Source organism: Spiroplasma endosymbiont of Aspidapion aeneum (assembly GCF_964031045.1).
Taxonomy (GTDB): domain Bacteria; phylum Bacillota_I; class Bacilli_A; order Mycoplasmatales; family Mycoplasmataceae.
Window position 1 is genome coordinate 916,250 of record NZ_OZ034994.1, and the last position, 25,468, is coordinate 941,717.

Genomic DNA, 25,468 nt, shown 5'->3' on the forward strand with positions numbered 1-25,468 from the left:
TTAAAAGCTAAATGTTATAAATTGATTTGGCTTTATTACTTTATTTATAATTTGCATTTTCTTCTCATTCGCAAACATTTGTGAAAATTTTGAAAGGGATTCTATATTTATTTCTCTTGATGTCGGATTATAGATTCTGAATACCTTCTCTTTTTGATCATAACTTTTCTTTAAGCAGCTTATAACAAGATCTTTATCAATATTAATATCTAATAAATCATTATTATATTTTTTTATATTTTGAGTTGGTAATACAAACATATCTCCATTTTTATAAAATCTATTTATATTTTGGATCTGGTAATATGTTTCAAATATACATCATTGTTTTGATTTAGAAACAATACTATCTTCATCTTTTGTAATATGAACTCTAAAATTAAAGTTAAGTTCCTTTTCTAAATTACCTGTAGGTGTTGCTAATGGAAAAACAGAATTGCCAGAAGCTCTATTCGGTCTATAAAGAAGATTATTATTTCCAATATATGATACACACCTATACATAGTTAAGGCCAATTTACTTTTATCATTTCCAACAACTTGATATTCATTATTTGCTCTAGCAAATATAGCATAGTTATATTTGTCATTTTTTAACCAACAACAACTTTCAAGAGCTTCGATATCTATTGGATAATCATTTCACTCTCTTTTTTTTCATATTTTAATTTCTTCTTCATAACCAATTTTATGCTTAGTTTTTCCAAATGAAGTATCATTGTAGCTATAACTAGATGAGATATTTGTATTAAATATTATTCTTCATCGTATATTTTTGCATGTATTTATAACATTTATATCTAAATCAATGTTATCTTCAATTAATGTTATTCTAACATTAAATTTTTGTTCAGCATTATTATTGAGTTTGTTTTTTACATCAATATTATATTTCATTTCAAAGCATATTATAGGGTAAGTATTTGATGTTGTTTGTATTATTGATGCAGATATGTAGTTACTTATAACTCTCTCTTGCATTGTATCTGGAGAATAATCATATAAGTCACCAGCATCAATATTTGCCTCAAGATTAAAAAAATCATTAAAGCTAATATTTCTTATTTTGTCAAATAAAGTAATGTTATTATTTTCTAATATAATTTTAAAGTACTCATTTTCAATGAAATTGCTATTCATATATCTCACTGGAGATTTCTTGATTTCTTTTAGCTGCAAGATATTTATTGACATTGGTGAAGAATTTTCAAATTTTAATAATATATTCGTTGTATAAAAAGACTCATTATTATTAGAAATATTGTATTTCTTTAAGTGAGTATGATTATAAGTCTTAAATTCATCTGCGTTAACATAATCTTGATCAAGAATCTCAAATTTCACTTTTTTATTATTGCTATCTACAATTTCAAAATGCTTAAATTTAGTAAAAATTTTCATTTTTGTATTTAATGTTCTTTTAAAAGGTTCAAGGTTAAACACCAAAATATCATTATCTTTATTTTTATTTACATTTGCGATCTGTCGATGAATATATGTTATCAACGAAAGAAGATTATCCGTTGCGCTATTAATTCTTTCAATGATACTTAGGTTTGTAACATCAGAATTACATCCTCCAACGCTATCGTGTGCTTGACACTCAAATAATATTTTTTGTGAATATTGAATTAGTTCATGATAATATGTACCCCCCATTTTCTCGTATATAAGTGATAGTGGTTCTGTAATTTTATAAATTAAATACTCCAAATTTTTAGTTAAATATTTTATATCATATCTTGAAGAATTTATAGTTTTATGAGCTCTTGAAAATTCTCCATATCTTAATTCTCCAACCAGGGATTCTAGACTATATAATTTAATTTCTGCTACTATTTCGTCTATAAACTCTTCATAACTTGTTAAAATTCACTCATTTTCAGAATCTAATTTATTTATTTCTTCAATAATATTTTCAAGATTTTCAAAGCAAACAATCTGATCAGATCCTCAAGGGAACAATATTTTATTATTTGTATTTTTGCTTGCTTCTTTCAACTCATCTAATAAGTGCATTTTTGTATCGTTTGATATTGCTTCATATATCTTTAAAGCATTTTCTTTAATATTATCTTTTTCATACCCGTTAACAAAAAGATCATATAAAAAACGCCCACCACAAGTATATCCATATTTAAATAAATTATAAGAAAGAATTGAAGAACCATCTATTCCTGTTCACTTATTTAGTACCCCCTTGTGCAATTGTTCTTTTTTTACCCCTCTTCAGTGAATAAAGGCCTTCATTTTAAATTGATTAAATATTTGTGGTAAATTTGAATTAAAACCGAATGAATCTGGCATATAAGCAATATTCATCATATTACCATATTTTTCACTCTCCTTTGTCCCTGTTAGCATGTTTCTAACAATTGATTCTCCAGTTACATTAAAAGTGTCTGTTTGTGTATATCAAGGACTAACAACAAGTTTGTCATCCTTGATAATATTTTTAATTTTTTCCTCACTTTTTGGAGAGTATTTTAAATAGTCATCAATAATTGAATACTGAGAATCAAATACAAATTTAGGAAATTTATCTTTTTTCAAAATATATTCATTATAAATTTTCTCAATATTTATGTACATAAATGTGTTTGCTGTTGCTTTAGTAAAATATCACTCTCTATCTCAATGAGTATGAGGCACAACATATATTTTTCACTTTTTCATTATTGCTCCTTTTGTAGATTACTACACAATAATTATAGTAAAAAAAATACAATAAGTCAACAAATTATATTTTTTTTACAAAATATAAAATAAAAAAACACACATAATTCTAATGTGTGTAATTTAAACTTAGTATTAATACTCTCGCTAACTATTATGGTCATCATCGATTGATTGGTCTATTGACATAGAGATAATTCCAGTTATAAACGCATCTACGAATTCATCAACAATATCAATATTCCCAATTAAATTGTATTTAACAACTAATTCTGATATATTTGGAACAATTATATTATCAATAAAATATTCTATAAAATCAGGATATTCAATCTTAAATGATGCTAATTTTTTAGAAATGTTGTCATTTATTTCAAATGCCCATGATGAATATCTATTATTCCCAATATAATCGTAAAAAACTTCACTAAATTCTTTGCTTTTTATAAAATCTACATATTTTGCGACAAAATCTTCTGGGTGTTTTATAGATTCTCTAATATGTTTAAATATTGTATCAAAATCTTTATCTTCACCAATCATCTCATTAATTTTTTCACCATATGATGAAAGCAATATAAACGATGTTGTATTTAAAAGGTTCATCAATATTGAGTGTTCAATAACACCATATTCTTCTTTTGTAATCTTCTCAAATAAACCATCTGCTATTTCTTTACTTAGATTCATTAACTCCTCTTTCACTTATACATTAATATTTTATCACTATATTGATAATAATTGAGAAATTTATTTTTTTATTTTTTATTAATATAAATTTTATATATTTAACAAAATATTTTATTATGCCACTAATGAGTTTGGACAAATAAAAAGAAAATAATTTTCATCAATATTATTATCTATATTAATAGTCTATTCATAAATAAATACTAAATAGTAATTTAATAATATTTATAAAATGCTAATTAAATTTATAATAAAAATGCTAATTAAAATTTCTATTTTGCAAGTTCAAAGAATGTGCGCAACATAACACCGTTACCATATCCTTTATCCATTCCTTCAGTTGCTGCAATATCAAGGTGAACAAATGGAATCTCTTTTGTAAAATGATTTAAAAATGCTGCCGCAGTTGATGAACCAGCTCCAAGTGATCTTTTTCCAGTATTTGTCATATCTGCTAGTTTAGAATTTTTCATAGACTCTAAGTGTCTACAATCTAACGGTAATCTTCATACATCTTCTCTAGCAATTTTTGCTTTTTGCAAAAAATCATTTGCAAATGCATCATCTGTTGAGAATAAACCTGTATAAAAGCTTCCCAATGAATATAACATCGCCCCTGTTAATGTTGCAATATCTACAATTTTATTAACTTTAAATTTATCAATAGCATAATGTAGGCCATCAGCTAATACAAGACGACCTTCAGCATCTGTGTTGTCAATTTCAATTGTTGTACCTTCCATTGATTTTACAATTGATTCTGTCAATGTTGCATTGCCATCTATACGATTATCTGTAAACATTCCAATTGCAACAACATTTGTTTTAATTTTTGCCTTAGCCATTGCCAATACGCTACTTAGCACAATTGCAGCTCCAGACATATCCATCTTCATTCCAACCATTGATAAAGATGGTTTTAGATTGTTTCCTCCAGTATCAAAAGTAATACCTTTACCAACAAATCCTATCTTTTCTCTCTTTGGATCAGAACAATATTCAAATACAACCACTCTTGGTTCAACAGGACTAGCAGCATTAACAGATAATAAAAGACCCATATTTAGAGACTGAATTTCTTTTTTAGTTAAAATTGTTACTTTAACACCTTCAACTTCTTTTGCTTTTTTTGCCAATTCATCTGCAAAATATGTTGCAGTTCCGATATTTGGAGGTGTATCTTGTAATCTCCCAGCAAAAGTCATATATTCTACTTTTATAAGTGATTCTTTAACAATATTTTCATATTTTTGGTCGTAGTCAAAATTAATAAATATTGGATCAGATTTTTGTGATTTATAACTTAATCTTTCTCTAGCAGCAAAAGCTATAGTTTCAACAATAACTCTAACAGCTTCTTCTCCATAACTTTTAATAAATGTGTCAACATGTACACACAAATTAACTCTTTTATTCTCAATAAACTCTTCTAATGTGTCAGCTAATTTTCACATATTTTTGCATCTATCAACTCTATAATAAAATGTTTTGTCTTCTGATATTTGAGTAATAGCATTACACTTGTTTACTATTTGGTCATTTTTAACCTCTTCTTTTTCAATTGCTATTAATTTTAAATAATCATTTTTTTTATTTGTTGTAATCATCTTATCACCAATTTCTTTCCATAATAATACTTCATAATGATTGTACCATATAATCAATACTTTAAATCTATATATATAATTTATAGAGAATATTTTATTAAAAAAATAAAACAATATCTAAAAAGACTAATTTTATTATAAAAACAATTTTTAAACTATTTATAATAATATTTAAGGAGAATTTATATGAGTAATATTATAAAGACAATTATTGAAATACCAAAAGGGAGTTCAAATAAATATGAAATTGATATGCAAACAGGTAAAATAACACTTGATAGAGTTTTATATGGGGCAAACTTTTATCCCGGAGAATATGGGTTTGTTCCAGAAACATTAGATTGGGATGGCGACCCTTTAGATGTGATCAGTTTAGCAACATATCCAACAATGCCTGGGGTATGTGTGAACATTAGAATTCTTGGCTCAATTAAAATGATAGATGCTGGGGAGATAGACACAAAATTATTTGGAGTTTTTGCAGATGATCCAAGATTTAATGATTATAAAACACTTAATGATGTTCCAAAACATCTAAGAGATGAAATTGAAAACTTTTTTTTACAATATAAAACTCTTCAAAATAAACAAGTTAAGATAAATGGGTGAGGATCTGAAAAAGAAGCCTTAGTAGAGTTAAGAGAATGTAGAGAGAGATTCAACAAATATAAAGAGCAACTAAAAAAACCGGGTGGAAAAGAAGAAATAATGATGGAGTGGGAAAAAAAGGGTCTTGGTAAAGGTTAATTTCTAATTTATAAGGCAACATAAAAAAATAATATAAATATACATCATGAAAATGAAATTTTGTTAAAATAACCCATAATTAAATATGGGTTTTATTTTAATATTTTTTTTATTTTACTGAAAATCTATTATTAATATTTAAACAATGCTATTATATTTTGAAAATTTTTAACAAACATACTCACAAAGTATTATAATTATATTATAATACTTTGTGGGGTGATAATAGATTGAAAATAAAAAATAAGTTAAAAAAGGATAAAGCATTTTGAATAATGTTAATTTTATTTATAATTATGGCTGCTTGAGTTTTGATTGGGATTATTGAACCAGTAATATCTCAAATGGTTGAAGTTAATAAAATCAACGACTATATTAAAAAAAATGATATTCGTGAGATTTCACAATCCACTTACAATACTATGGCAAAAGATTCTAATATTGGTAAATATTTTATTTTAGAAAAGGATAAATTAAACTATACACTTATTAACGATATTCAATTTATATCCGTTGATAAATATGGAAATATTAGAGCAATGGCTCATCCATTTGAAAACCTAGTTTGGTCACTATCTTACTTTACAATGCTTTCAAATATTTTAATTGTTGTAGTCTTTGGGTTTTCACTTTTTAAAAAAGAAGACGAGGGTAAAATTGGAATAATAAAATCAAACATAATGATTATGGCCACAGTGTATATAACGATAACATTTCTAATTTTCAATTTTGCATTGTTCCCATATGATGTTGCAGCACATAAGGGTTGACCATATAATGATGCTATTGTTCCTCTAAAAAACGGCTTTTTACACATATTTAATCCGATTGTTTTTATAGTGTATCAGGTTAAATATGCACACCACGAAATGGATTTATCTAAATATAAAGAGAATAAGAAAAAATTAATATTTATAGAAATATACATATTATTATCTTATGGGGCATTTGCAATAATTCGTGGGGGAATAAAAATGCTATCTGGTAGTTTTGCAGATGATAAAACAGCTTTTCCATATTTCTTTATTGAGGTTTTTGCAGATAACCCCTTAGGAGATAAATTCAAAATGACCGGTATGGGAATACTATTATTTATTGTCTTTGTTCTAATCATCGCAGCGATTGCAATAGGTTTTGGAAACATGTATATGGCTTTGGTTAAAAAGAGAATTATTAAATCAAATGAGAAAAATATAAATACCAAAAGTGAAATAAAGATAAAAAAATAATATTCACAATAATATATCTAAAAGGAGAAAGAATATGAATCAATTAGATGAACAAAAAAATTATTCAGAATCTAAAAACCTTTATAATATTGCAAAATGAATATCTATAGGTTTTTTAGTTTTTTATGTATTATTATTGGCTGTTCGCATACAAGATATTATAAATAAACCGGGGGATGGAGTATATCATATATTAAAAATATTAGGTCTTGTTGTTGAAATATTCATGATTGTGGGATCGATTATTATGATAATCATCCTATTCCATTATGCTAAAATTGCTGGAACTGTCGATGAAAAAAATCATCTTGTATTTGGAGTTTGTTTTTTAATTTTTGCAAATATAGTAGGTGGGATACTTATTATAGTTGCAAATAATAACAATAACCAATTTAATAGTAATCAAAATCACAATAACATAAATAAAACCTCTGAAGTAGAGTAAAATTAAAAATAAATCATTAATATTTAAATTGCCAATTATACGGAAAAATTATTAGTTAAATGTAAAAATTAAAGGGAGATATAAAATGAATCAACAACAAAAAAGTAGAAGAACATTATATGCAATAGCCTATGGATTTGATATAGCTACAACAGTTTTATTATCATTTTTTATAATAACAATGGCTTGAATGATACCAATGACTATAGCGACAAAACGAGCAATGGATGAAGTTGGAAAAAATTCAGAAATTTCTCATTTAAGTCTTGGAATTTGTCACATATTCTTTATGGGGCTTGTTAGTGGAATATTAATAATTTGTGCACAAAGTAGCTTAACAGATGTTGAAACACCAATTAATGAAGAAAATTCAAATAAGGTGATCGAGGGATAAAATACAACTATTTAAACAAAAACTTGTTATACATATTACCGAAAATATAAAAGAATAAGGGAAGATAAGTGACTTAAACACTTAGCTTCCCTTATTATATATCATAATTGTTTTATTTAAATATAATGATATTCTATTATATAATTTTTATTATTAAATATAATAATATTATTGAAATTAATGAGTAGTTTTTATAATGATCTTTTCAGGGTCGCCATTATCTGGATTTCTTTTAAAAATATCAATAGTTGTTAACATTAATAACATATATCAATCATTTTTAGCTTTATAAACTATGCGATAATAATTGTAAAAATTTAAACTATCTCATGGCATAGACTTACGAATAACAACAAAATCATCAAGAGATTTAATAAATCTATTCATACACGATAAATATTCTGGAGAGTTTCTAAAACTATTAATTATAGAAATAGATTTTTCAAAAAATTCCAAATATTTTGGATAAACCTTCATAAGAACATTATTAATAAAAGAAATATAAGTTGTATAAAATTTATCCACTTTTGAAATAAGTTCCTCTTTTGTATCAACAAGAACATCAATATCTGTTGAATCTAGAAAATCCTCAACATTCATATTGAAAAACTTTTTGAATTCTTTAATAACTCTATTGTGGCGATAAACTACACCACCATTTGCAAAAAAATAAATAAGCTTAATGTCTAGACTTTTTTCCTTATGAAAAAAATCATAATCAATGACATACTCACCATTAACTTCTATAAATGCAATTTTCCCCGATATATCATCAAACATATTCTGCCTCGTTTCCTATATAATAATATTAAATAATGCTTATACGTATCTTAATCTGCACTATTAGCAATTATATTTTTGTTCTTAATAATATAATTTACCATAGATATTATAGTTAATAAGCACGCAATGTAGATAACAGCTAAGCATAATTGTGATTGTCAAGAATAAATTCCAACTGCGAGAGATTTATTATTGAAAATGAACAATATAATTATACCAATCATTTGAAATGTAGTCTTCCATTTGCCCAATTTATCTGCAGCAATTGCAATTTGTTTTTTTGCAGCAATTTCTCTTAAAACCCCTATTATTAAGTCTCGACATACAATTATAACTAACACAAACCCTGGCAATATACCAGCAGCAGTAAAGACGATTAGAATACTAGTTATTAATATTTTATCAGCAACAGGATCTAAAAATTTACCAAAATCTGTAACCATGTTATATTTTCTCGCGATATAGCCATCTAAAAAATCAGTTAATGTTGCCACAATAAATAAGATAAAAGCGATTAATCATAATAATGGGATTGACAATGAATTAATTTTTATGGTTTTACTACAAACATCTAAAAAATATGAATTATTTAATGGGTAACAAAACATAAGTCCAACAATGATTGGAACCAATATAATACGAATTATACTTAATATATTTGGTAGATTCATTTTTTCCTCTTTTTACATTTTAATTATACAATATTTTATTCAAATAAATAAATATTTGCACATATACTATTCAAAAAAATTGAAAAATATCTCAGAAAAACAATATGAGGCCCTTTTAAGTTTTATATGTGTTCTATATTTTTTTTTAATATCTTTTGTCCCTTGTGATACATCCAATAACTTATAAAACATGTCTCATAGTAGTGAATATCTCGTTATAATCTCTTTGTTAACATTTGAAATAATTTCATAATTTTCCTTACTTATCAGCTTCTTTTTATTTATAATAAAAACACCATCTTTAGATTTTAAATCAATATTGTCAAAATAAATTGTTCTTTGATTCTCATCAATGACTATATTCTTAAAAAGGTCTTTATTATTTAAATATTGGGTCTTTAAAACTAAATTACCCAAGTTTTTAAGATTAATAATGCGAGTACGAATTTCTTGGATAGAATTGATAACAGATGGTAAAAAAACCATATTTAAAACTGTAAAAATAATAGAATACAATAAATTATCTCCATTAAGGAAAACTTTATCATTATAATTGATAATATAATAAATAAATAATGCAGTAGTAATGTTTGAAAACAAATTAAAAATAATATGAGATATAGATTGTCAGTTTACAATAGATTTTTTATTAAAATGTTTTCTATCTAAAAAATAGTCGATATTGTAAACGATTAAATCTTTATAATAACTAGAATTTATAAAGAAATTTGATATTGTAAATTTAAATAGAAAATATAGACAAATAAAAACCATGATATATCCAATTAATTTTTCATATTTATCAGGATAATTCACTCACTTAAAATCTATTTTTAAAATCAATGTTAGGAAAAGTGTTGAATTCAATATAAACAAAAAAACATCAAAATAGTAATAAATAGCATCCTTCGCTTTTATCTTAACCATTTGTTTGATAGTGTTATAAGACTCGTTTATAATACTTAGGTCTTCCTGTGAAATTTTTCTTCGTAAATGTCTTTTATTTTTTTTACCAAACACAATAGACCGATTTTCACTGTTTGCTTCCATATTTCTCCTTAATTTATTTATGCTAGTCAAACCACTCTAATTCGATATCAAATATATGGATAACATCGCCATTTAATGCACCTTTTTCTCTTAAAATATCATAAATTCCTAATTTTTTCATTTTTTCATTAAAAACAAGTAAATTATCAAAAGTAGATAAAGGATTTTTGTTATATATCTTTAAAACATCATCTCCACTTATTCTCCAATGATGATTTCCCATATTTGTAATATTCATATCTACTTTAGATGGAATAAAACCATAGTATTTCTCATTTAATTTTTTTGAATTTTCTTGATCTAGTTTTATTAGTTGTTCTTTTTGTTTATCGTTAATAACTTCAAGCGATTCACCAATCTTTAACAATAAATAGTCAATATTTTGTTTCATTAAGCCAGAAACTTCAATTATTGTTTTATCCTTATATGTATTTTTAAACTCTTCTATTCTAAGCTTGGATTCATCGATATCAATTTTATTTGCAATTATAATCTCCATTTTATTTTCAAGGTTTAGATTATATTCCGATAACTCTTTACGTATTTTTTTATAATTGTCAACAACATCTTCCAATCCGTAGTTTCCAGACATGTCAATAATATGACATATAATTCTGCATCTTTCAATATGCCTTAAAAAACTAAACCCAAGTCCTCTTCCTTTACTAGCTCCCTCAATTAATCCGGGTAAATCCGCACATACAAAAGATCTACCTTTTTTATCAACACACATTCCCAATTGTGGTGTTAAGGTTGTGAAGGGATAATCTGCAACAATTGGCTTGGAATTTGATACCGCTCTTAATAACGTTGATTTTCCAGCGTTAGGAAATCCCACAAACCCAACATCAGCCAAAACTTTTAGTTCAGCTTTTATTTCTATTTCAGTACCTTTATCTCCAGCCTCAAATATTTGTGGAGCTTTGTTACGTGAATTTGCAAATCTTGCATTACCTCTACCACCTTTTCCACCAGCAGCAATTAATTCAACTTGTTTATTTTTTATGAAATCTGCGATTACCTCGTTTGTTTTATTATTGTATATAATTGTTCCAACCGGAACTTTTATATATACATCATTAGCATTTTTCCCATGCATATTCTTCGTCATCCCTTTTTCGCCATTAGGAGCAATATACTTTCTTTTAATTTTTAAGTCTAATAAACTTGCTTTTCCTTCATCACAAATAAAATAAATACTACCACCATCACCACCATCACCACCGTTAGGTCCGCCCTTATCAACATATAGTTCATGCCTAAAACTAACACAACCATTACCTCCATCACCAGATTTTATAATAAAGTAAGCTAAATCTATAAATTTCATATTAATATTCTCCTTAGTCTAGTATTTTATGTGCTTTGAAAAACTTTTTAAATTCTTTAACATATTCCTCTGAGTATTCAATTTCATTAAACGTCGCTTCTTCTTCTACACCTAAAATATCTTTTGCACATTCGATAATGGCATAAACTAAGGAATTTCTAGCATAAGCGCTGTCTGGTCAGTCTGGGAATACAACTAAAAAATAATTTTCAGCAATAATACCAGAAATATTAGACCATCCCGGATTAATAAAACCAATCCTTGAGGAAATTGATTTCTTTAGATTTCCTAGTAGGGCTAACTTTTCAACAATATCCATTTTACATGGGTTAACAATAAATTTTTTAAATGATTTTCTTAACAACATTTCCTTATCGATCTGTTGTTCTGCTAAAATCAAAAAAAGTCTCGTTTTAAATTCATCATTTAGGTTTTTAATATCAAACATTTCAATATAAAGATCAAGATATTCTCTAGCATTGAGAGATTGCATCGTTGATAAAAGTACTTCTTGATTTTCTCGTAATGTTATATTCTTAAGAAGGGATCCCATCCCAGTTGAACTGGAGTTTCTAAATAATGGATTCTTCATCTTTTCAAGATTAAATAGCAGGTTTTTTTTCTCTTCTTCTAAAAAAGAGTTAAAATCTGTATTCTCAATATTTAACTTTAGGTTTTCGAATTGATCTTGTAAAATATTCTTAAGTTCAGATTTGCTTAGCGATGTTCCTAATTGTTGTCTTAATTTTTCAATATAATCTTTTTCCATACATATAATTATACATTTTTTACAAATTATTAATTAAAAAATGTAAAATAAAAAAATAAAAATCAAGTAAAGGGTACTTTATTAATATCTAATCGTAATCATCAAATCCTTCAGCAATATTTTCAAATTCTGGAAGTTTGATTTTGTTAATTTTTTTAATTTGTTTATAGATTTTTTTAATTTTTTTGTTATAATATTTTAGGTTTTTATGAAAAACAGATAGTTTTAAAATAAGGGCTATAAATAATAATCCAATAAAAATAGCAAATAATACTGCAAAAATATATAAAATATATTTCATAGATGCTGCTGAAATTATTCATATTGATTCGGGGTTATCTATATTATTATAAAGAGCTAAACTATCGTTAATTGTAAACATAGAATTAAGAATTTTTTCTAATTTATTTATAGAAAAAGCTCCTTCCACTACACTAACATCAACATCTTTTTTTGTTATATTATTTGTTGATAAATAAGTAATTAAATTTTTATTAAATAGGTAAAGAGCAGTAAATAAGCAAACCAGAAGAGCCACAGATAATAAGACTAAAATATTTCCAGCAATTCTTCTTTTGTTATTTCTTAAAAGTTTTGTTTTTTCCACTGCTATTTTATATTTATACTGCGATAATCTTTTTTTAAGCTCTGACTCGTCCTTATCAGCATTATATATCTTATCATTATCTATATTTCTTCTGTTATATATCCTTTCTTTTCCCTTTCTTCCATGTTTATTTTTTTTATTGCCATTCACATCAAGAAAATCAACAGTCTCTTCATTTTTATTAATAGAAATGTGTTTTTCAATATTTTTTTTATAGGGTTCAATTGTATCTAAACCATCAAGTTCATTAGCATATTGAAAATCAGAATCATTTAATTGCACGTTTCTAACATTGCTTACTTTATAGTCAAGAATATCTTCAGTATCGTCAATAGTTGCTTTATTATCCCCTAAATTAACATTAACTATTTTATCACTCATTTGATCTGGTTTCATAATAACTGTCTTATCATTGTCGCGAAATTGATTATTAACACCAGAAAATGGATAAGGTGGAACGCTATTATTATTAGTATTTTCGGTTTGCGGTGAAACAAATGAAAACTGAGGTTGTTGATTTTGCCAACCACTTTCAGAATTTTGATAATTTTTATTTACTGGTTGATTATTATATTGAACATTGTCAGGGTGTGGTTGAAATTGTGGATAATTAGTTGCAGACCCATATAAAATTTGGGGATTAAAGTTTGATTGAACATTTTGAACTGGTTGTCTTTGTTGTTGAGGGTTAGGGTTCATTGGTCTAGATTGTAAAGGTTGTCTTTGTTGTTGAGGATTAAAGTTCATTGGTCTTGGTTGAACTGGTTGTCTTTGTTGTTGAGGGTTAGGGTTCATTGGTCTAGATTGTAAAGGTTGTCTTTGTTGTTGAGGGTTAAAGTTCATTGGTCTTGGTTGAACTGGTTGTCATTGTTGTTCATGGTTAAAGTTTATTGGTCTTGGTTGAACTGGTTGTCTTTGTTGTTGAGGGTTAGGGTTAATTGGTCTTGGTTGAACTGGTTGTCTTTGATTATTTTGTTGTGAACGATTAAAATCAGGAGTTACCTGTGGGTTATTATTTTTTGGATTTTGATTAAATGGGTCCATATGTTCCACCAACTATATATAAAAAATTCATTAATAATGTAAAATATCTAAATATATTATACATCATTTTGAATAAAATATTTTATATTTTTGTTAAATAGACATAATGTCTTTTTGTTTATCATGAAAAGATTTTTCTAATTTTGATATGTATTCATCTGTTATTTTTTGAATTTGGTTTTCATTATCCTTTAGTATGTCTTTAGATAAATCCATTTCTCTTTTTAATTTATTGATTGCATCTCTTCTTATATTTCTAATTCCAACCTTAAAATTCTCCAAGTCCTTTTCCAACTCTTTAACCATTTTTATTCTTATTTCCTCTGTAAGTTTTGGCACATTAATTCTAATCACATCCGCCTCTGGCAATGGAGTTAAATTAATATTCGCTTTTGAAATTGCTCCAGATATTGCTTGAACTTGGGATCTATCATATGGTTTGATTAATAATTGTGTCGGTTCTGGAATAGATATTTGAGCAACTTGATTCAATGGTGTTAATGTTCCATAAGAATCAACAAGAACACTATCAACCATTCTTGCATTTGCTTTTCCTAATCTATATTTGTGTGAATCTTTTTCAAAATTGTCAATAGTTTTTTGCATTTCTAATTTTATTTTTTCATAAAAATTTGCTTCCATTTTTTCATCCTCTATTTATTTGATATTAACGTATATTCTAATTTGCCATTTGCCATCTTTATAATATTATCTTTTTCATTAATATCAAAGACATATATTTCTAAATTTGCATCCTTTGCTAACGTTGCTGCAGTTTGATCCATAACTTGGAGGTTTTTTGAAACTAAATCCCCATACTTAAGTTTATTGTACATTTTTGCATCTTTGAATAAATTTGGATCTTTATCATAAACTCCTTTAGTCCCATTTTTTGCCATAAGTAAGGCATTGGCATCAATTTCTATAGCTCGTAGGGCAGCGGCTGTATCAGTTGTAAAATAACTATACCCAGTTCCCCCGCCAAATAAAACAATATATCCTTCACTTAATTTTTCTCGAGCATAATTATAATTATAAGAATTGGTAATTGTTTCTACCTTCAATGAAGAATATACTTTTACGTTTTTATAGCCTAGTTTTTTTAACACACCCTCGAAAGCTAAACAATTCATAATTGTCGCAAATATACCCATTTGGTCTGCTGTTATTTTATCAATGTAGTCATTTTCAGCATATGTTCCTCTTCAAATATTACCACCACCAATAACAATCCCTATTTCCAAACCACTTTTAGCCAATTCAATAACTTGCCTCGCTACATCTGTTATTTTCTTTGGGTCAATAATATCATCATCACAGCCTAATGCCTCACCAGAAATTTTTAATAAAACACGTTTGAATTTTAGTGACATTTCGATTATTACCTCTCTCTTTTTTAATTATATATATATTTGTAAACAAAATACCTAAATTACTGTGAATATTGATTTTATTTTTTTTAAAATTCTATAATTTAATTAGTGATAAATTATACTATAATAATGTTAATGTATGTAGTTATTTTGTTGATTTTATGGTATAATAATAAAGATATTAAGGGGTAAATATTATGGCGAAAAAATATACCAAGGAAACAGATTTCAAACTTTTAAGTTCTAGACTTAAGAGAAGAATAAAAGATTTATTAGAAAATAAAATTACAGTCCAAACTATTGCAATTCTTTCAAATGAACTAATCTCATTTTCACCCGAAATGAAATTAGAAATTATAGAATATGTAACTTTTTTAAGCGAAAAATTTGGATTAGAAAACCCAAATTCAGGAATATACGCTGCAAGAGCTATGGAACGCAAGGGTGAAGAAAAAACAAATCAATTCTATATAACACAAATGAAGAAAATTTTGTTGGATGATCAAAAAAAATCTAAGGAAGGATTTTTTAGAGAATCAAATTATATAAGTAGTAACGCTCTATATGTTGAAGATGTTGAAAATGATATAAGCAATAAAACTGTTGAGCTAGTAAATACATATGGGAACGAAGAAATAAATTCACGTTATATATTAGAAGCAGATGATGAAAAACAACTATATCAAGCAAACTTTAAAAAGTCCAAGGAGGATGTTGTAAAACAAGAAACCGGCATTGAGGAAATGCTTAGAAAAAAAGAAGAATTAGAACGAAGAGAAATGGAAATGCTTAGAAAACAACTAGCAGAACAAAGACTTCACGATGAGCAAGAAATGATAAAAGCTCAAGATGCTAAGAAAAACTCAAAAAAGTAGGATCCTCTTTAGAAGAAGAAATTGAAAAGGCTAAGCTCCTAAATAATATAAAACTAAAAAATATCATCAGATCTAAAGAGAAAAAAATAACACTTCAAAAAAATAACTTTTCTAAAGAAAATATTGCTATTGAGGAAAAAAAGAAAAATATTAAATTAGAAAATACAGCTAAGATATTGGCAACAAAAAAATATGTAAAAGCAAATCAAAATATTTCTGTTCAAAATAATAGAAACAAAAATGAACATAAAAAAATGAAAAGTGTATCAATTTCTGAATTTGTAAGTAAACTAAAATTGTCAAAGAGAGATGGTGAACATAATTTTGAAGATCTTGACTTTGATGAATTTATACTTGAAAATGAAAGATTTTCAAAAGATGAAATAATGAACCCTAGAAACAAAATGTACAATTTTTGAGTAAAATTTAAACTTAAATACAAGATATCTAATTTAACATATTGATTGGATAACATTGATATAAATATTCAAAGGAAAGTTTTAAGAAAACGAAAAAAGGTTGAACAAAATTTGTATAAACGCCTTTCTAAACAAACGGTTAAAACTACTGCTCCTTTAAATATAAAATTAAATAATAAGGAATTGGAAATTGAAGAGTAATTACAGTATATATATTAGTATATAATTAATATAAGTATCCTATTTATTAAAAAATTATTTTGCTATTTTTAATGAAATTATATATCATAGTATGATTAGAAATAGATATAAATAATATTATTATACTGTAGAATACCAAGCGTTAGTAAATAGGCTTGGTATTCTACAGTTAATTTTTTTATAGCGTATATTTTGCAAATAATAATCTTATTTGCTACAAAAACAAAATATTTAAATAGTTTTGTATAATATTTTAATCTTTTAAAATTGGAATATTATTTTTTTTACAAAGTTATTTTAATTAATTGCTGAACTTGTTTTCGTAAATTTTTTGAAACATTGTTGTTTAATTGTTTTATTAATATAATTTCGTTGTTTAGTTTATTTAGATCAAAAAGCTAAAGAAAATATATTTTATTCTTAGTTTACTTGTGATTAATAATAATACCACGGTATCTTGTCATTGATAATAATGATTCTCTAATTCCTTGAACACCTTCACCAGAATCTTTTATACCTAAAAATGGAAAAGAATCAGGGCCTCTTTGAGGTCTTGAATTTATATTTATACTACCCGCTTCAATTTTTTTTGATGTTGATATTGCGAGATCAATATCAGAACAAAATACAGACGCTTGTAACCCAAAGGTACTATTATTTGCAATTTTAACAATTTCATCAATATTCTCAGCCCTAATTATGGGTAGAACCGGACCAAATTGTTCCTCTCACGCTATCCTACAATCTAAAGAAACATTATCGATGACGGTCGGCCAAAGAAGATTCCGTTCTGATTTGTTTCCACATATTAACTTTGCTTTTTTTTCTAAGGAGTCGTCAATAAGTGACTGAACAAAATCCTTAGAACTCATATCTATTAGAGGAGTTATATCTGCATTATCTAATGGCATTCCAACAGTTAGTTTTTCAACTAAATTCTTTATTTTTGGTACTAACTTATCTGCGATGATATTTGTTGTAATAACTCTTTTAATCGCTGTACACCTTTGGCCAGAATAACCAAAAGCACCTTTAACAATTTCACTAGCATATAAGTCTATCTTATTATCATCTAAAACAATACCAGGGTCCTTTCCTCCTAATTCTAAAACTAAATCACTAACAACCCCTAACTTTTTAATTTTATGACCTACATTTACACTACCTGTAAAACTAATCATATTTATTTCCTTATGTGTTGTTAAAATATCTCCTATGTCTCTTCCTTTTCCAGTTACAACCTGCAAAATTGATTCTGGTAAATTAGATTCTAAGGCTAATTGACCTAAATAAGCACCAACAAGTGAACCCTGGGTTGCCGGCTTAAAAACAACAACATTGCCTGTTACAAGTGCTGGGATAATTTTTGCAAGTGAGAGATTTATAGGGTAATTATATGGTGAAATTGCTAATATAACTCCTTTTGCAACCCTAGAAAAGATTCCGATTTTATTCTCAAATCCCATGCCTTCGCCTGTAAATGCTATTGGTTCAATTCTTTTAGCTTCTTCAAATACATAATCAATAAGGTCGATGGTTCTTTCAACCTCTATCTCACAGTCTTTCATAGATTTTGCTATTTCATCAACCATAATGGTTGCAATTTTCTTACAATTCTTTGCAATATTATTTCTATAATTTTTTAAGATTTCAATTCTTTTAATTAAAGGAACTGCCTCTCATTTTTTTTGAGCTTTTCTAGCATTATTAAATGCCAAATCAATATCATCCCCTGTCAAAGCTGAAACCTCACCGCAAACTTCGAGTGTAGATGGATTAATTATTTCTAAATATTTTTTATTATCATATATTTTTCCATTAATATATGATAAGAATTTTCATTTATTTGCCATATTTATTACCCCCTCTTAATAAAGTATACCATATTTATTTTTAGTATCTATTAAATAATTTTTCCATTATTATAGACCCACTTATCGCAACATTTAGTGATTCTACGTTATTTGCAACATTAATTTTATAATTTGTATGTGGGTACTTATTTAAATCTAATGAAATTCCACTTCCTTCATTTCCTAAAATAAGAATTAATTTTTTATTAATATTTAAAATGTTATTATTATCTTCGTTCAGATATGTTGTAATAACATGATGTGTATTTATTGTTTTGTCTAATAATTCATCAATATTTCCATTAATTAATTTAAGGCCAAAATGGTTTCCCTGTGCTGCTCGCATTGTTTTTGAATTATAAAAACTACAACAGTCATTTGATGCAAAAACTGTATTAAATTCAAAAGCTCTAGCGCTTCTCAGCAATGCACCAATATTTGATGGGTCTTGTATACCGTCAAGAACTAATATTTTATTATCAACAATTTCTTGTGGGTTGTCTATATCACAGATTCCAAAAACTTTACTTACTGATTTTAAGTCGCTAAGTTTTTTACAAACATCATAAGAAATAACAACTTTTTCACCATTAAAATTTCAAAATTCTTGAATTTCTTCACAAACAATTAAAGTTTTTAATTTTTGCTGCTTAATTGATTCATTAATTAAATGTTCCGATTCAATTAAGTATTTATTTAATTTTTTTTGAATTTTTGGATATTTTAATGATTTATAAAATTTTATTTTTTCATTTTTTAAGGAGATAATCGCCATATTAATCTGTGACTCCAAATGCAATTTGATAAAATTTATTTTCTGGTTTTCACAGATCAGACTTGCTTTTTTTTGGATTTGGAACTGGATATGCAAAAATATAATTTGATTTTCGTGGCATAATTGCAAATTTCATCCCGAGAACAGCTCTAGCATCTTGAATACCCTTTTTTTTATTTTCATAATTAATTTGCTCAAGATCTTCAGCATCTTGCTTACCATATGTCTTTAAAAAAATATCGATTCTATTTTTACGAAATCAAGATGAAAATGTTTTATATTCTTCGTAGGTTAAAACTTTAGGCTCGTCGTAAACATATATTCTTTTTGTCTTAATATTATAGTCATATAAATACTCACGAATTACTATATTCCCAGTTCTACCAGTTTTAAATAATAATTCAGTTTTTTCATATACTTCTTCTAAACTATTCATCCCATATCCTATAAAGCTTGAACCACTTCAAAGGGTTGTAAATTTAATTGCTTTTAAAGTTGAACAATCATAAGGTTCATTAAATACTAATGCCACAACTCATCAACGGTTATCATTTATATTAAAATAAATTTCATATCCATATTTTAAATGTTTTAATATAACCTCATACTTTGTGATTTTTATAACCTTTGTACCAAATTTGGAAATTAAAAATTCAATTTCTTTTTTTGTTAATGTTCTCCTTGATTCACTTTTAGCGCTCCCAAGAGAGGCTGCCCCTGGCCTTCCGTGGGAAAGAGACCTATTTAAAAAACTCTGTGGTGAAGAATTAACTGATCTATTATAAAATTCGCGGTAGGTTGTAATTTTTGAAGTAGAAGATGGATCTGGTATTATATACCCATTTTCATTAACTTTCCTTTTATCTAAATTAACAATATTTTCTTCAAAACCCTCTTTATATTTTTCAACTTTACCTTCTTCATTCTCTCTTATTGATGATAGCATATTTAATATATTCTTATTAGCGCCATTTTTTAGTGCTGGTATTAATGATCCTTCATCTGTTGTATCTCAGGCTTCATCGTACAATGATAATTTTTTAAATTCATTATCTTTTTTTAATTGTTTTTTTGACCTTGACTCTAATTGTTTTTTTTCATCAAAAGTTAACTCTACAAAATCATTTATTGTTTCACCTGAAATTGCAAATTTATTTTTTTTATCAATTGAAGCATCAATTAAATCAGTATTGATTTTTTCAACAAAATCACGATTTTTTTTATATTTAAGATTATCCACTGGCAATATAAAAGAGTCAAATGCAGCTGTGACAAGTCTTAAATCATTTTTATCTTTTAACTGAGATTTTTTTTCTTTTGACTTAGGTGTGTTAACCTTATTTGTTAAAGTGTCAGGGGATATTTTTTCCTCCTCAAAATATGCAGGTTCCCAATCAGATTTTAAGTTTGGAATTTTTGGGTCCCTAGGGTTTTTTGGTTTATATATTTTTGTACTCTTTTTCTTGTCCATAAAAAATTCCTCTTTTGTGTGAAACTAATAATTAGTACCCATTATTAGAGCGGTCAATATTAATTTTATTTTTTTTATCATAAATATCAAAAAGTTCATCTTCTTCCAAATCAATATGAGATGTCAAGCTTAAATATAAATCAACAAATTTTCATAGATCTTCTATTTTTCTAGTGTGTGAATATCTCGCAGCATTTTCAACTATTGATAAAGATATTATATGAAATTTTTCATGTTTGTTATCCTTGATTTTATAATTATTAAAGTCAAGATTTTGTTCATTAATCAAACTCATTAAAAAATGAATTCCATCAATGTACTCTTCAACCAATTTTTCTCGTGCAATTGTTTTGTCTTTTTTTCAATATTTAAAGGATTTTTCTTCATTTAAAAACTCACACAATTCAACAATAAAAGCCAAAACTCTTTTTTCTTTTAGTTCAACAGAATTTGTATCTTGCCCCTTTAACAAAAAAGCATCCAATTCTTTTTGCTTGCATCTAATTTTTTCTAAGGTTTTAAAATCTATCATATCTATATTTTACCATATTTTTATATAATTTATAATGATTATGAACAAGCACAATAAGATTAATTTTTTATTAATATTTTTAGGTTAATTATGTTTAAAAAAATAAAATATGACCTATGCAATAATTTGCTTAGGTCATATTTTTTCGATATTTATAATATTTAAATATCGAAATATTCTAGTAATTACTTTATAATCTAATTTAGACATTATATTAATTGTAAAAAATTAGTATCCTGGTTTTTTTAAAAGTTTAAACATATTATTTTTATAAATTTCAACGCCTGGCTGATTAAATGGGTTAACATCCAATAAATATCCACTATATGTTACAACAATTTCAAAGAAATAGACTGCGTATCCAAACATCTCATCATCCATTTTATCAAATTCTAATATAATATTTGGTACTGAACCACTATTTACGTGGGCATCGATTACCCCTTTTAGGGCAATAGAATTTATTTCGTGGAAAGACTTATTTGTTAAATAATTAAGACCATCAAGATCTTCTTTATTACTTGGCACATTGATATCTTTTTGAGGAGTTTTAACATCAATGATTGTTTCAAAAATTATGCCTTTAGTACCCTCTTGGATAAATTGCCCCAATGAATGAAGGTCGGTTGAAAAAATCATGCTTGTTGGGAAAAGACCTTTTCCATCTTTTCCTTCTGATTCTCCGAATAATTGTTTTCATCACTCAGCAAAATATTGCATTTGAAGTTCATATGAAACTAATGCTTCTGCTTTATAATTTTTATCTGTATGTAGAATATATCTACTTACAGCATATTTAACAGCATCATTATTAATATTTTTTAAAAGTTCTTTTTCTGCTTTTTTTGCACCCTTAAAAACATTATCAATATTAATTCCAGAAACCAATAACGGGTATACACCGACAGGTGTAAATACTGAAAAACGACCACCTATATCATCTGGAATTGTAAAAGTTTGATAACCTTTACTATCTGCTAATTTTTTTAATGCTCCCTTATGAGCATCTGTCACAGCAATTATTCTTTTTTTTGCTACATCTTCGCCTTTTTTATCAACTAACAATTTTTCAAAAACTCTAAATGACATACCGGGTTCTGTTGTTGTTCCTGATTTAGATATATTTACTATTCCAAATTCCTTATCACCCAAGAATTCAACTAATTGAGAAATGTAGGTTGAGGACATAGTATTTCCCACATATATTAATTTAACTTTATCTTTAGAATATAGTCCTTTGATCATATCATCAGCAGCTCTAGTTCCTAAATAGCTCCCACCAATACCAATTACGAGCAAATAGTTTATCTCTGCTCTTAAATTTTCAGCTGAAATTTTCATTGCTTTATACTCTTCATTATTAAATGATGATGGCCAATTCACTCATCCAAGAAAATCATTTCCTTGTCCCGTCTTTTTAAGAATCATTTCCTTAATTTTTTCAAGTCTGGTTTTATCGAATAACTCAACCTCTTTTTCAATATTGGTAAAATTTAATTTTGTTTTTATCATATTCTAAACTCCTTTATAAGTTCTAACAATATTATTTTAATACTTTTTTGAGGATATAACTTGAATTATTCACTGTTTTTTAATAATTCCGGTCTTATTGCTTTAAAACTAAGTTTCAAGTGTTTTTTTTCTTCAACAATATCGGTTACTTTGCAAGCAAACTTGTCTCCGACTTTAAAAAAATCATCTATATTTGAAACATAATAATCAGATATTTCACTTATATGAATTAGTCCAGCTCATTTTTGGTCATCATAAATTGGTTCAATTATAGAACAAAATGCACCATATTCAACAACTCATTTGACTTCAACTTGTATTATATCATTTACTTTATACATATTTCACCTAATTCCTATTTTATTTAACAACTTGAAAAACGACTTAAATTATCAGTCTTTTTTTCTAAAATTGCTTAATAATAATTTTATTATCTACAAGTATTCTATAATAATTAATTAATAAGTCTGACATTATTAATATTTGATATTTTTTGGTATAGAGTATTAATTTGCACATATTCTAAAAAAAAGATTAAAATGCAATTAATTTATTTTTATTACTATATTATTATATATTGTTATAATGTTATTTTCTTGTTAAAAATCATTTTTTATTATATTTTTTTTTCATTAAATTTCTTATGATATTAATAAGTCCTAAAATGTAAAATAAGTTAGAGAGAATGACTCTAAGTAGACCAATAATAAAAAAAATAACTTTTCTTGAATTAGGGGTGTTATCCAATGTGTAACAGATATAGCGAAAATGTAAAAAAGATAAAGTTACAAAGATTTAAAAAAGGAAAAATGCTTGAAAAATACCCAATGAACTAAATACCGTTTCTGTCCACAATTAATATATATTTGAGAAAAAGGAGAAATTTTGTTATTCTAAAAGTATTGATAAGTGTAAAGGATGAATGATATGATAAAAAAATAAGAAAAGAATATATGACAACTGAATTGAAGACAAATCTAAAAGAAATTAAGAAGCTTAAGAAAAAATGCATTATTTCAAAACAAAATAAAAATGATTTGATTTAAAAATTACTTGTGCAAGGGAAATTGAAAGACTAAAAAGTCCATGTCTTCTTGCACAACCGTGGTGATGATGAATTTGATGAAGATGATGATGAAGGATAAATAGAGGGTATTAAAACCAAAATATATAAACATTATGCTCGTTCTCAAATTTATATATTTGAGGCAAGGTCAGCGTTGGTACAAATAAATTGATTAAATATTTTACCATCTTAAAAAATACTTTAAAAAATTTAAGGTAAAATTAAATCCTAAATCCTAATTAATATTTATAAAAAATGTTTGGATATTCTTTCTATACAAAATTATGTTAATATCAGTTATTCGAAAACTCTAGACTATATTTTTAAATTTAATGCAATAAACAAGAAATTTGTATCAGTTCTCAAGAAATTCATAATCAAATGCTACTTGAAAAAGGTAAAAATTTATCAATTAAAATGATAAGAAGAACTACTAAAGAAAACCCAAATATTTTTAAAACAGTATCTAGACCCAAAAAACAAAATAATTTTCCACCTAATCAGAATCAGTAGATAGAGATGGCAACGTTATGACTAATTATAAAACACCAAATGCGTTGGAGCCGATGGTACATATTTTAGATTCTATTTAAAAGGTAAAATAATATAATAAAAATATATGTGGCACCTTAACGCAGTAAATTAATAAAAATATTATTGTGTGTTTAGTTCTCCAAAAAAAAATCTACTAATGTTTCAAAAATTATAAAAAAATTAATTATTCCATCAGAAAAGGATCTTCTTTGCAAAAAATATATATCTATGACTATATTGATAACTGAAACAATATATTATACTTAATGTCTAATAACAGTTTTAAAAATAACTCTCCAACACAAAGATTAAAAGATTGAGTTAATAAATGTTTATTAAATCTTCTGGTAAAATTTAGAGATATAAAATCTTTTTATAATTATTTATAAAAATTTTCTAAAAATTGAAATTTAATGAGGAAATAAATTATAATTTAAAAATAAAGGAAGTAGAATATTATTAGATTAACTTGTTAGTTTGAGTCATTTTTTACTTATAATTTTAATAAATATTTATTCTTTTTAAGAAATAAAACAAATAAAAGACTAAAATAACAAATATTTATTAAAAATAAATGTGACAAGTACTGATTTGCATATTTTTCCCCAAATTTTAATAATGCTTATCTATATTAAGTCTAAATTCTATGATTGCTTTAAGGCAACTTAAGAATAATTAAATTTTTTAAAGGTGGATAATAAGTGTTAGTAAAATTTAGGTTATATTTAAATATTGAATATTTTATTAAAAAAAAATAATCTAAAATACATGCAAATTGAGGTCTAAAAAATATATTTGCTATTTCTACAATTTTT

The 25,468-nt window shown here is 25.9% G+C and carries 24 protein-coding genes; 7 read left to right on the forward strand and 17 right to left on the reverse strand.

Features of this window, described 5'->3' with window-relative positions:
* The 3 genes from AAHM97_RS04000 to AAHM97_RS04010 form a co-directional block, all read right to left on the reverse strand.
* Positions 1 to 2,676, reverse strand: coding sequence for a hypothetical protein (locus AAHM97_RS04000; RefSeq protein WP_342268655.1), 2,676 nt, complete (start codon positions 2,674 to 2,676; stop codon positions 1 to 3).
* Positions 2,677 to 2,823: 147 nt separating this feature from the next.
* A complete protein-coding gene (locus AAHM97_RS04005; RefSeq protein ID WP_342268656.1) occupies positions 2,824 to 3,366 on the reverse strand; it encodes a hypothetical protein in 543 nt (180 codons plus the stop codon).
* A gap of 272 nt (positions 3,367 to 3,638) precedes the next feature.
* Positions 3,639 to 4,973 carry a M17 family metallopeptidase gene (locus AAHM97_RS04010; protein ID WP_342268657.1) on the reverse strand — a complete coding sequence of 445 codons (1,335 nt, stop codon included), beginning with the start codon at positions 4,971 to 4,973 and terminating at the stop codon, positions 3,639 to 3,641.
* Positions 4,974 to 5,159: 186 nt separating this feature from the next.
* Here AAHM97_RS04010 and AAHM97_RS04015 point away from each other — a divergent pair, with 186 nt between their 5' ends.
* The 4 genes from AAHM97_RS04015 (at position 5,160) to AAHM97_RS04030 (ending at position 7,788) form a co-directional block, all read left to right on the forward strand.
* A complete protein-coding gene (locus AAHM97_RS04015; RefSeq protein ID WP_342268658.1) occupies positions 5,160 to 5,720 on the forward strand; it encodes an inorganic diphosphatase in 561 nt (186 codons plus the stop codon).
* Positions 5,721 to 5,950: 230 nt separating this feature from the next.
* Complete coding sequence (locus AAHM97_RS04020) at positions 5,951 to 6,949, forward strand: Pr6Pr family membrane protein (protein ID WP_342268659.1); 999 nt, start codon at positions 5,951 to 5,953, stop codon at positions 6,947 to 6,949.
* A gap of 34 nt (positions 6,950 to 6,983) precedes the next feature.
* Positions 6,984 to 7,394: a hypothetical protein gene (locus AAHM97_RS04025; RefSeq protein ID WP_342268660.1), complete on the forward strand. Its 411-nt coding sequence runs from the start codon at positions 6,984 to 6,986 to the stop codon at positions 7,392 to 7,394.
* Positions 7,395 to 7,479: 85 nt separating this feature from the next.
* Positions 7,480 to 7,788, forward strand: a complete 309-nt coding sequence (locus tag AAHM97_RS04030) for a hypothetical protein (RefSeq protein WP_342268661.1) — start codon at positions 7,480 to 7,482, stop codon at positions 7,786 to 7,788.
* Positions 7,789 to 7,965: 177 nt separating this feature from the next.
* Here the strand turns inward: AAHM97_RS04030 and AAHM97_RS04035 are convergent, their stop codons facing one another.
* The 8 genes from AAHM97_RS04035 to pyrH all read right to left on the reverse strand — a co-directional run bounded on the left by AAHM97_RS04035 (position 7,966) and on the right by pyrH (position 15,415).
* Entirely contained in the window at positions 7,966 to 8,568 is a 603-nt protein-coding gene (locus AAHM97_RS04035; RefSeq protein ID WP_342268662.1) for a hypothetical protein, read from the reverse strand.
* Positions 8,569 to 8,618: 50 nt separating this feature from the next.
* A complete protein-coding gene (pgsA, locus tag AAHM97_RS04040) occupies positions 8,619 to 9,242 on the reverse strand; it encodes a CDP-diacylglycerol--glycerol-3-phosphate 3-phosphatidyltransferase (protein ID WP_342268663.1) in 624 nt (207 codons plus the stop codon).
* 66 nt (positions 9,243 to 9,308) lie between these two features.
* Positions 9,309 to 10,292, reverse strand: a complete 984-nt coding sequence (locus AAHM97_RS04045; RefSeq protein ID WP_342268664.1) for a hypothetical protein — start codon at positions 10,290 to 10,292, stop codon at positions 9,309 to 9,311.
* A gap of 22 nt (positions 10,293 to 10,314) precedes the next feature.
* The gene (gene obgE / locus AAHM97_RS04050) at positions 10,315 to 11,622 is read right to left on the reverse strand and encodes a GTPase ObgE (protein WP_342268665.1); all 1,308 of its coding nucleotides are present in this window, start codon (positions 11,620 to 11,622) and stop codon (positions 10,315 to 10,317) included.
* Between the two features lie 13 nt (positions 11,623 to 11,635).
* The gene (locus tag AAHM97_RS04055) at positions 11,636 to 12,391 is read right to left on the reverse strand and encodes a hypothetical protein (protein ID WP_342268666.1); all 756 of its coding nucleotides are present in this window, start codon (positions 12,389 to 12,391) and stop codon (positions 11,636 to 11,638) included.
* An 88-nt stretch (positions 12,392 to 12,479) separates the two neighbouring features.
* Positions 12,480 to 14,042, reverse strand: coding sequence for a hypothetical protein (locus AAHM97_RS04060; RefSeq protein ID WP_342268667.1), 1,563 nt, complete (start codon positions 14,040 to 14,042; stop codon positions 12,480 to 12,482).
* A 93-nt stretch (positions 14,043 to 14,135) separates the two neighbouring features.
* On the reverse strand, positions 14,136 to 14,684 hold the full coding sequence (gene frr / locus AAHM97_RS04065) for a ribosome recycling factor (RefSeq protein ID WP_342268668.1): 549 nt from the start codon (positions 14,682 to 14,684) through the stop codon (positions 14,136 to 14,138).
* Positions 14,685 to 14,695: 11 nt separating this feature from the next.
* Entirely contained in the window at positions 14,696 to 15,415 is a 720-nt protein-coding gene (pyrH, locus tag AAHM97_RS04070; RefSeq protein WP_342268669.1) for a UMP kinase, read from the reverse strand.
* A gap of 197 nt (positions 15,416 to 15,612) precedes the next feature.
* Here pyrH and AAHM97_RS04075 point away from each other — a divergent pair, with 197 nt between their 5' ends.
* Positions 15,613 to 16,290, forward strand: a complete 678-nt coding sequence (locus tag AAHM97_RS04075) for a hypothetical protein (RefSeq protein WP_342268670.1) — start codon at positions 15,613 to 15,615, stop codon at positions 16,288 to 16,290.
* 176 nt (positions 16,291 to 16,466) lie between these two features.
* A complete protein-coding gene (locus AAHM97_RS04080; RefSeq protein ID WP_342268671.1) occupies positions 16,467 to 16,910 on the forward strand; it encodes a hypothetical protein in 444 nt (147 codons plus the stop codon).
* 425 nt (positions 16,911 to 17,335) lie between these two features.
* Here the strand turns inward: AAHM97_RS04080 and AAHM97_RS04085 are convergent, their stop codons facing one another.
* The 6 genes from AAHM97_RS04085 to AAHM97_RS04110 all read right to left on the reverse strand — a co-directional run bounded on the left by AAHM97_RS04085 (position 17,336) and on the right by AAHM97_RS04110 (position 23,394).
* Positions 17,336 to 18,763, reverse strand: a complete 1,428-nt coding sequence (locus AAHM97_RS04085) for an aldehyde dehydrogenase family protein (protein ID WP_342268672.1) — start codon at positions 18,761 to 18,763, stop codon at positions 17,336 to 17,338.
* Between the two features lie 40 nt (positions 18,764 to 18,803).
* Entirely contained in the window at positions 18,804 to 19,538 is a 735-nt protein-coding gene (locus AAHM97_RS04090) for an RNA methyltransferase (RefSeq protein ID WP_342268673.1), read from the reverse strand.
* Position 19,539: 1 nt separating this feature from the next.
* On the reverse strand, positions 19,540 to 21,009 hold the full coding sequence (locus AAHM97_RS04095) for a hypothetical protein (protein ID WP_342268674.1): 1,470 nt from the start codon (positions 21,007 to 21,009) through the stop codon (positions 19,540 to 19,542).
* 31 nt (positions 21,010 to 21,040) lie between these two features.
* A complete protein-coding gene (locus AAHM97_RS04100; RefSeq protein ID WP_342268675.1) occupies positions 21,041 to 21,541 on the reverse strand; it encodes a dUTP diphosphatase in 501 nt (166 codons plus the stop codon).
* 228 nt (positions 21,542 to 21,769) lie between these two features.
* Positions 21,770 to 23,053 carry a glucose-6-phosphate isomerase gene (locus AAHM97_RS04105; protein WP_342268676.1) on the reverse strand — a complete coding sequence of 428 codons (1,284 nt, stop codon included), beginning with the start codon at positions 23,051 to 23,053 and terminating at the stop codon, positions 21,770 to 21,772.
* A 65-nt stretch (positions 23,054 to 23,118) separates the two neighbouring features.
* Complete coding sequence (locus AAHM97_RS04110) at positions 23,119 to 23,394, reverse strand: S1 RNA-binding domain-containing protein (RefSeq protein ID WP_342268677.1); 276 nt, start codon at positions 23,392 to 23,394, stop codon at positions 23,119 to 23,121.
* Between the two features lie 1,106 nt (positions 23,395 to 24,500).
* Between AAHM97_RS04110 and AAHM97_RS04115 the strand changes: the two genes are divergently transcribed.
* Positions 24,501 to 24,632, forward strand: a complete 132-nt coding sequence (locus AAHM97_RS04115) for a hypothetical protein (protein WP_342268678.1) — start codon at positions 24,501 to 24,503, stop codon at positions 24,630 to 24,632.
* The last annotated feature ends 836 nt before the right edge of the window (positions 24,633 to 25,468 follow it).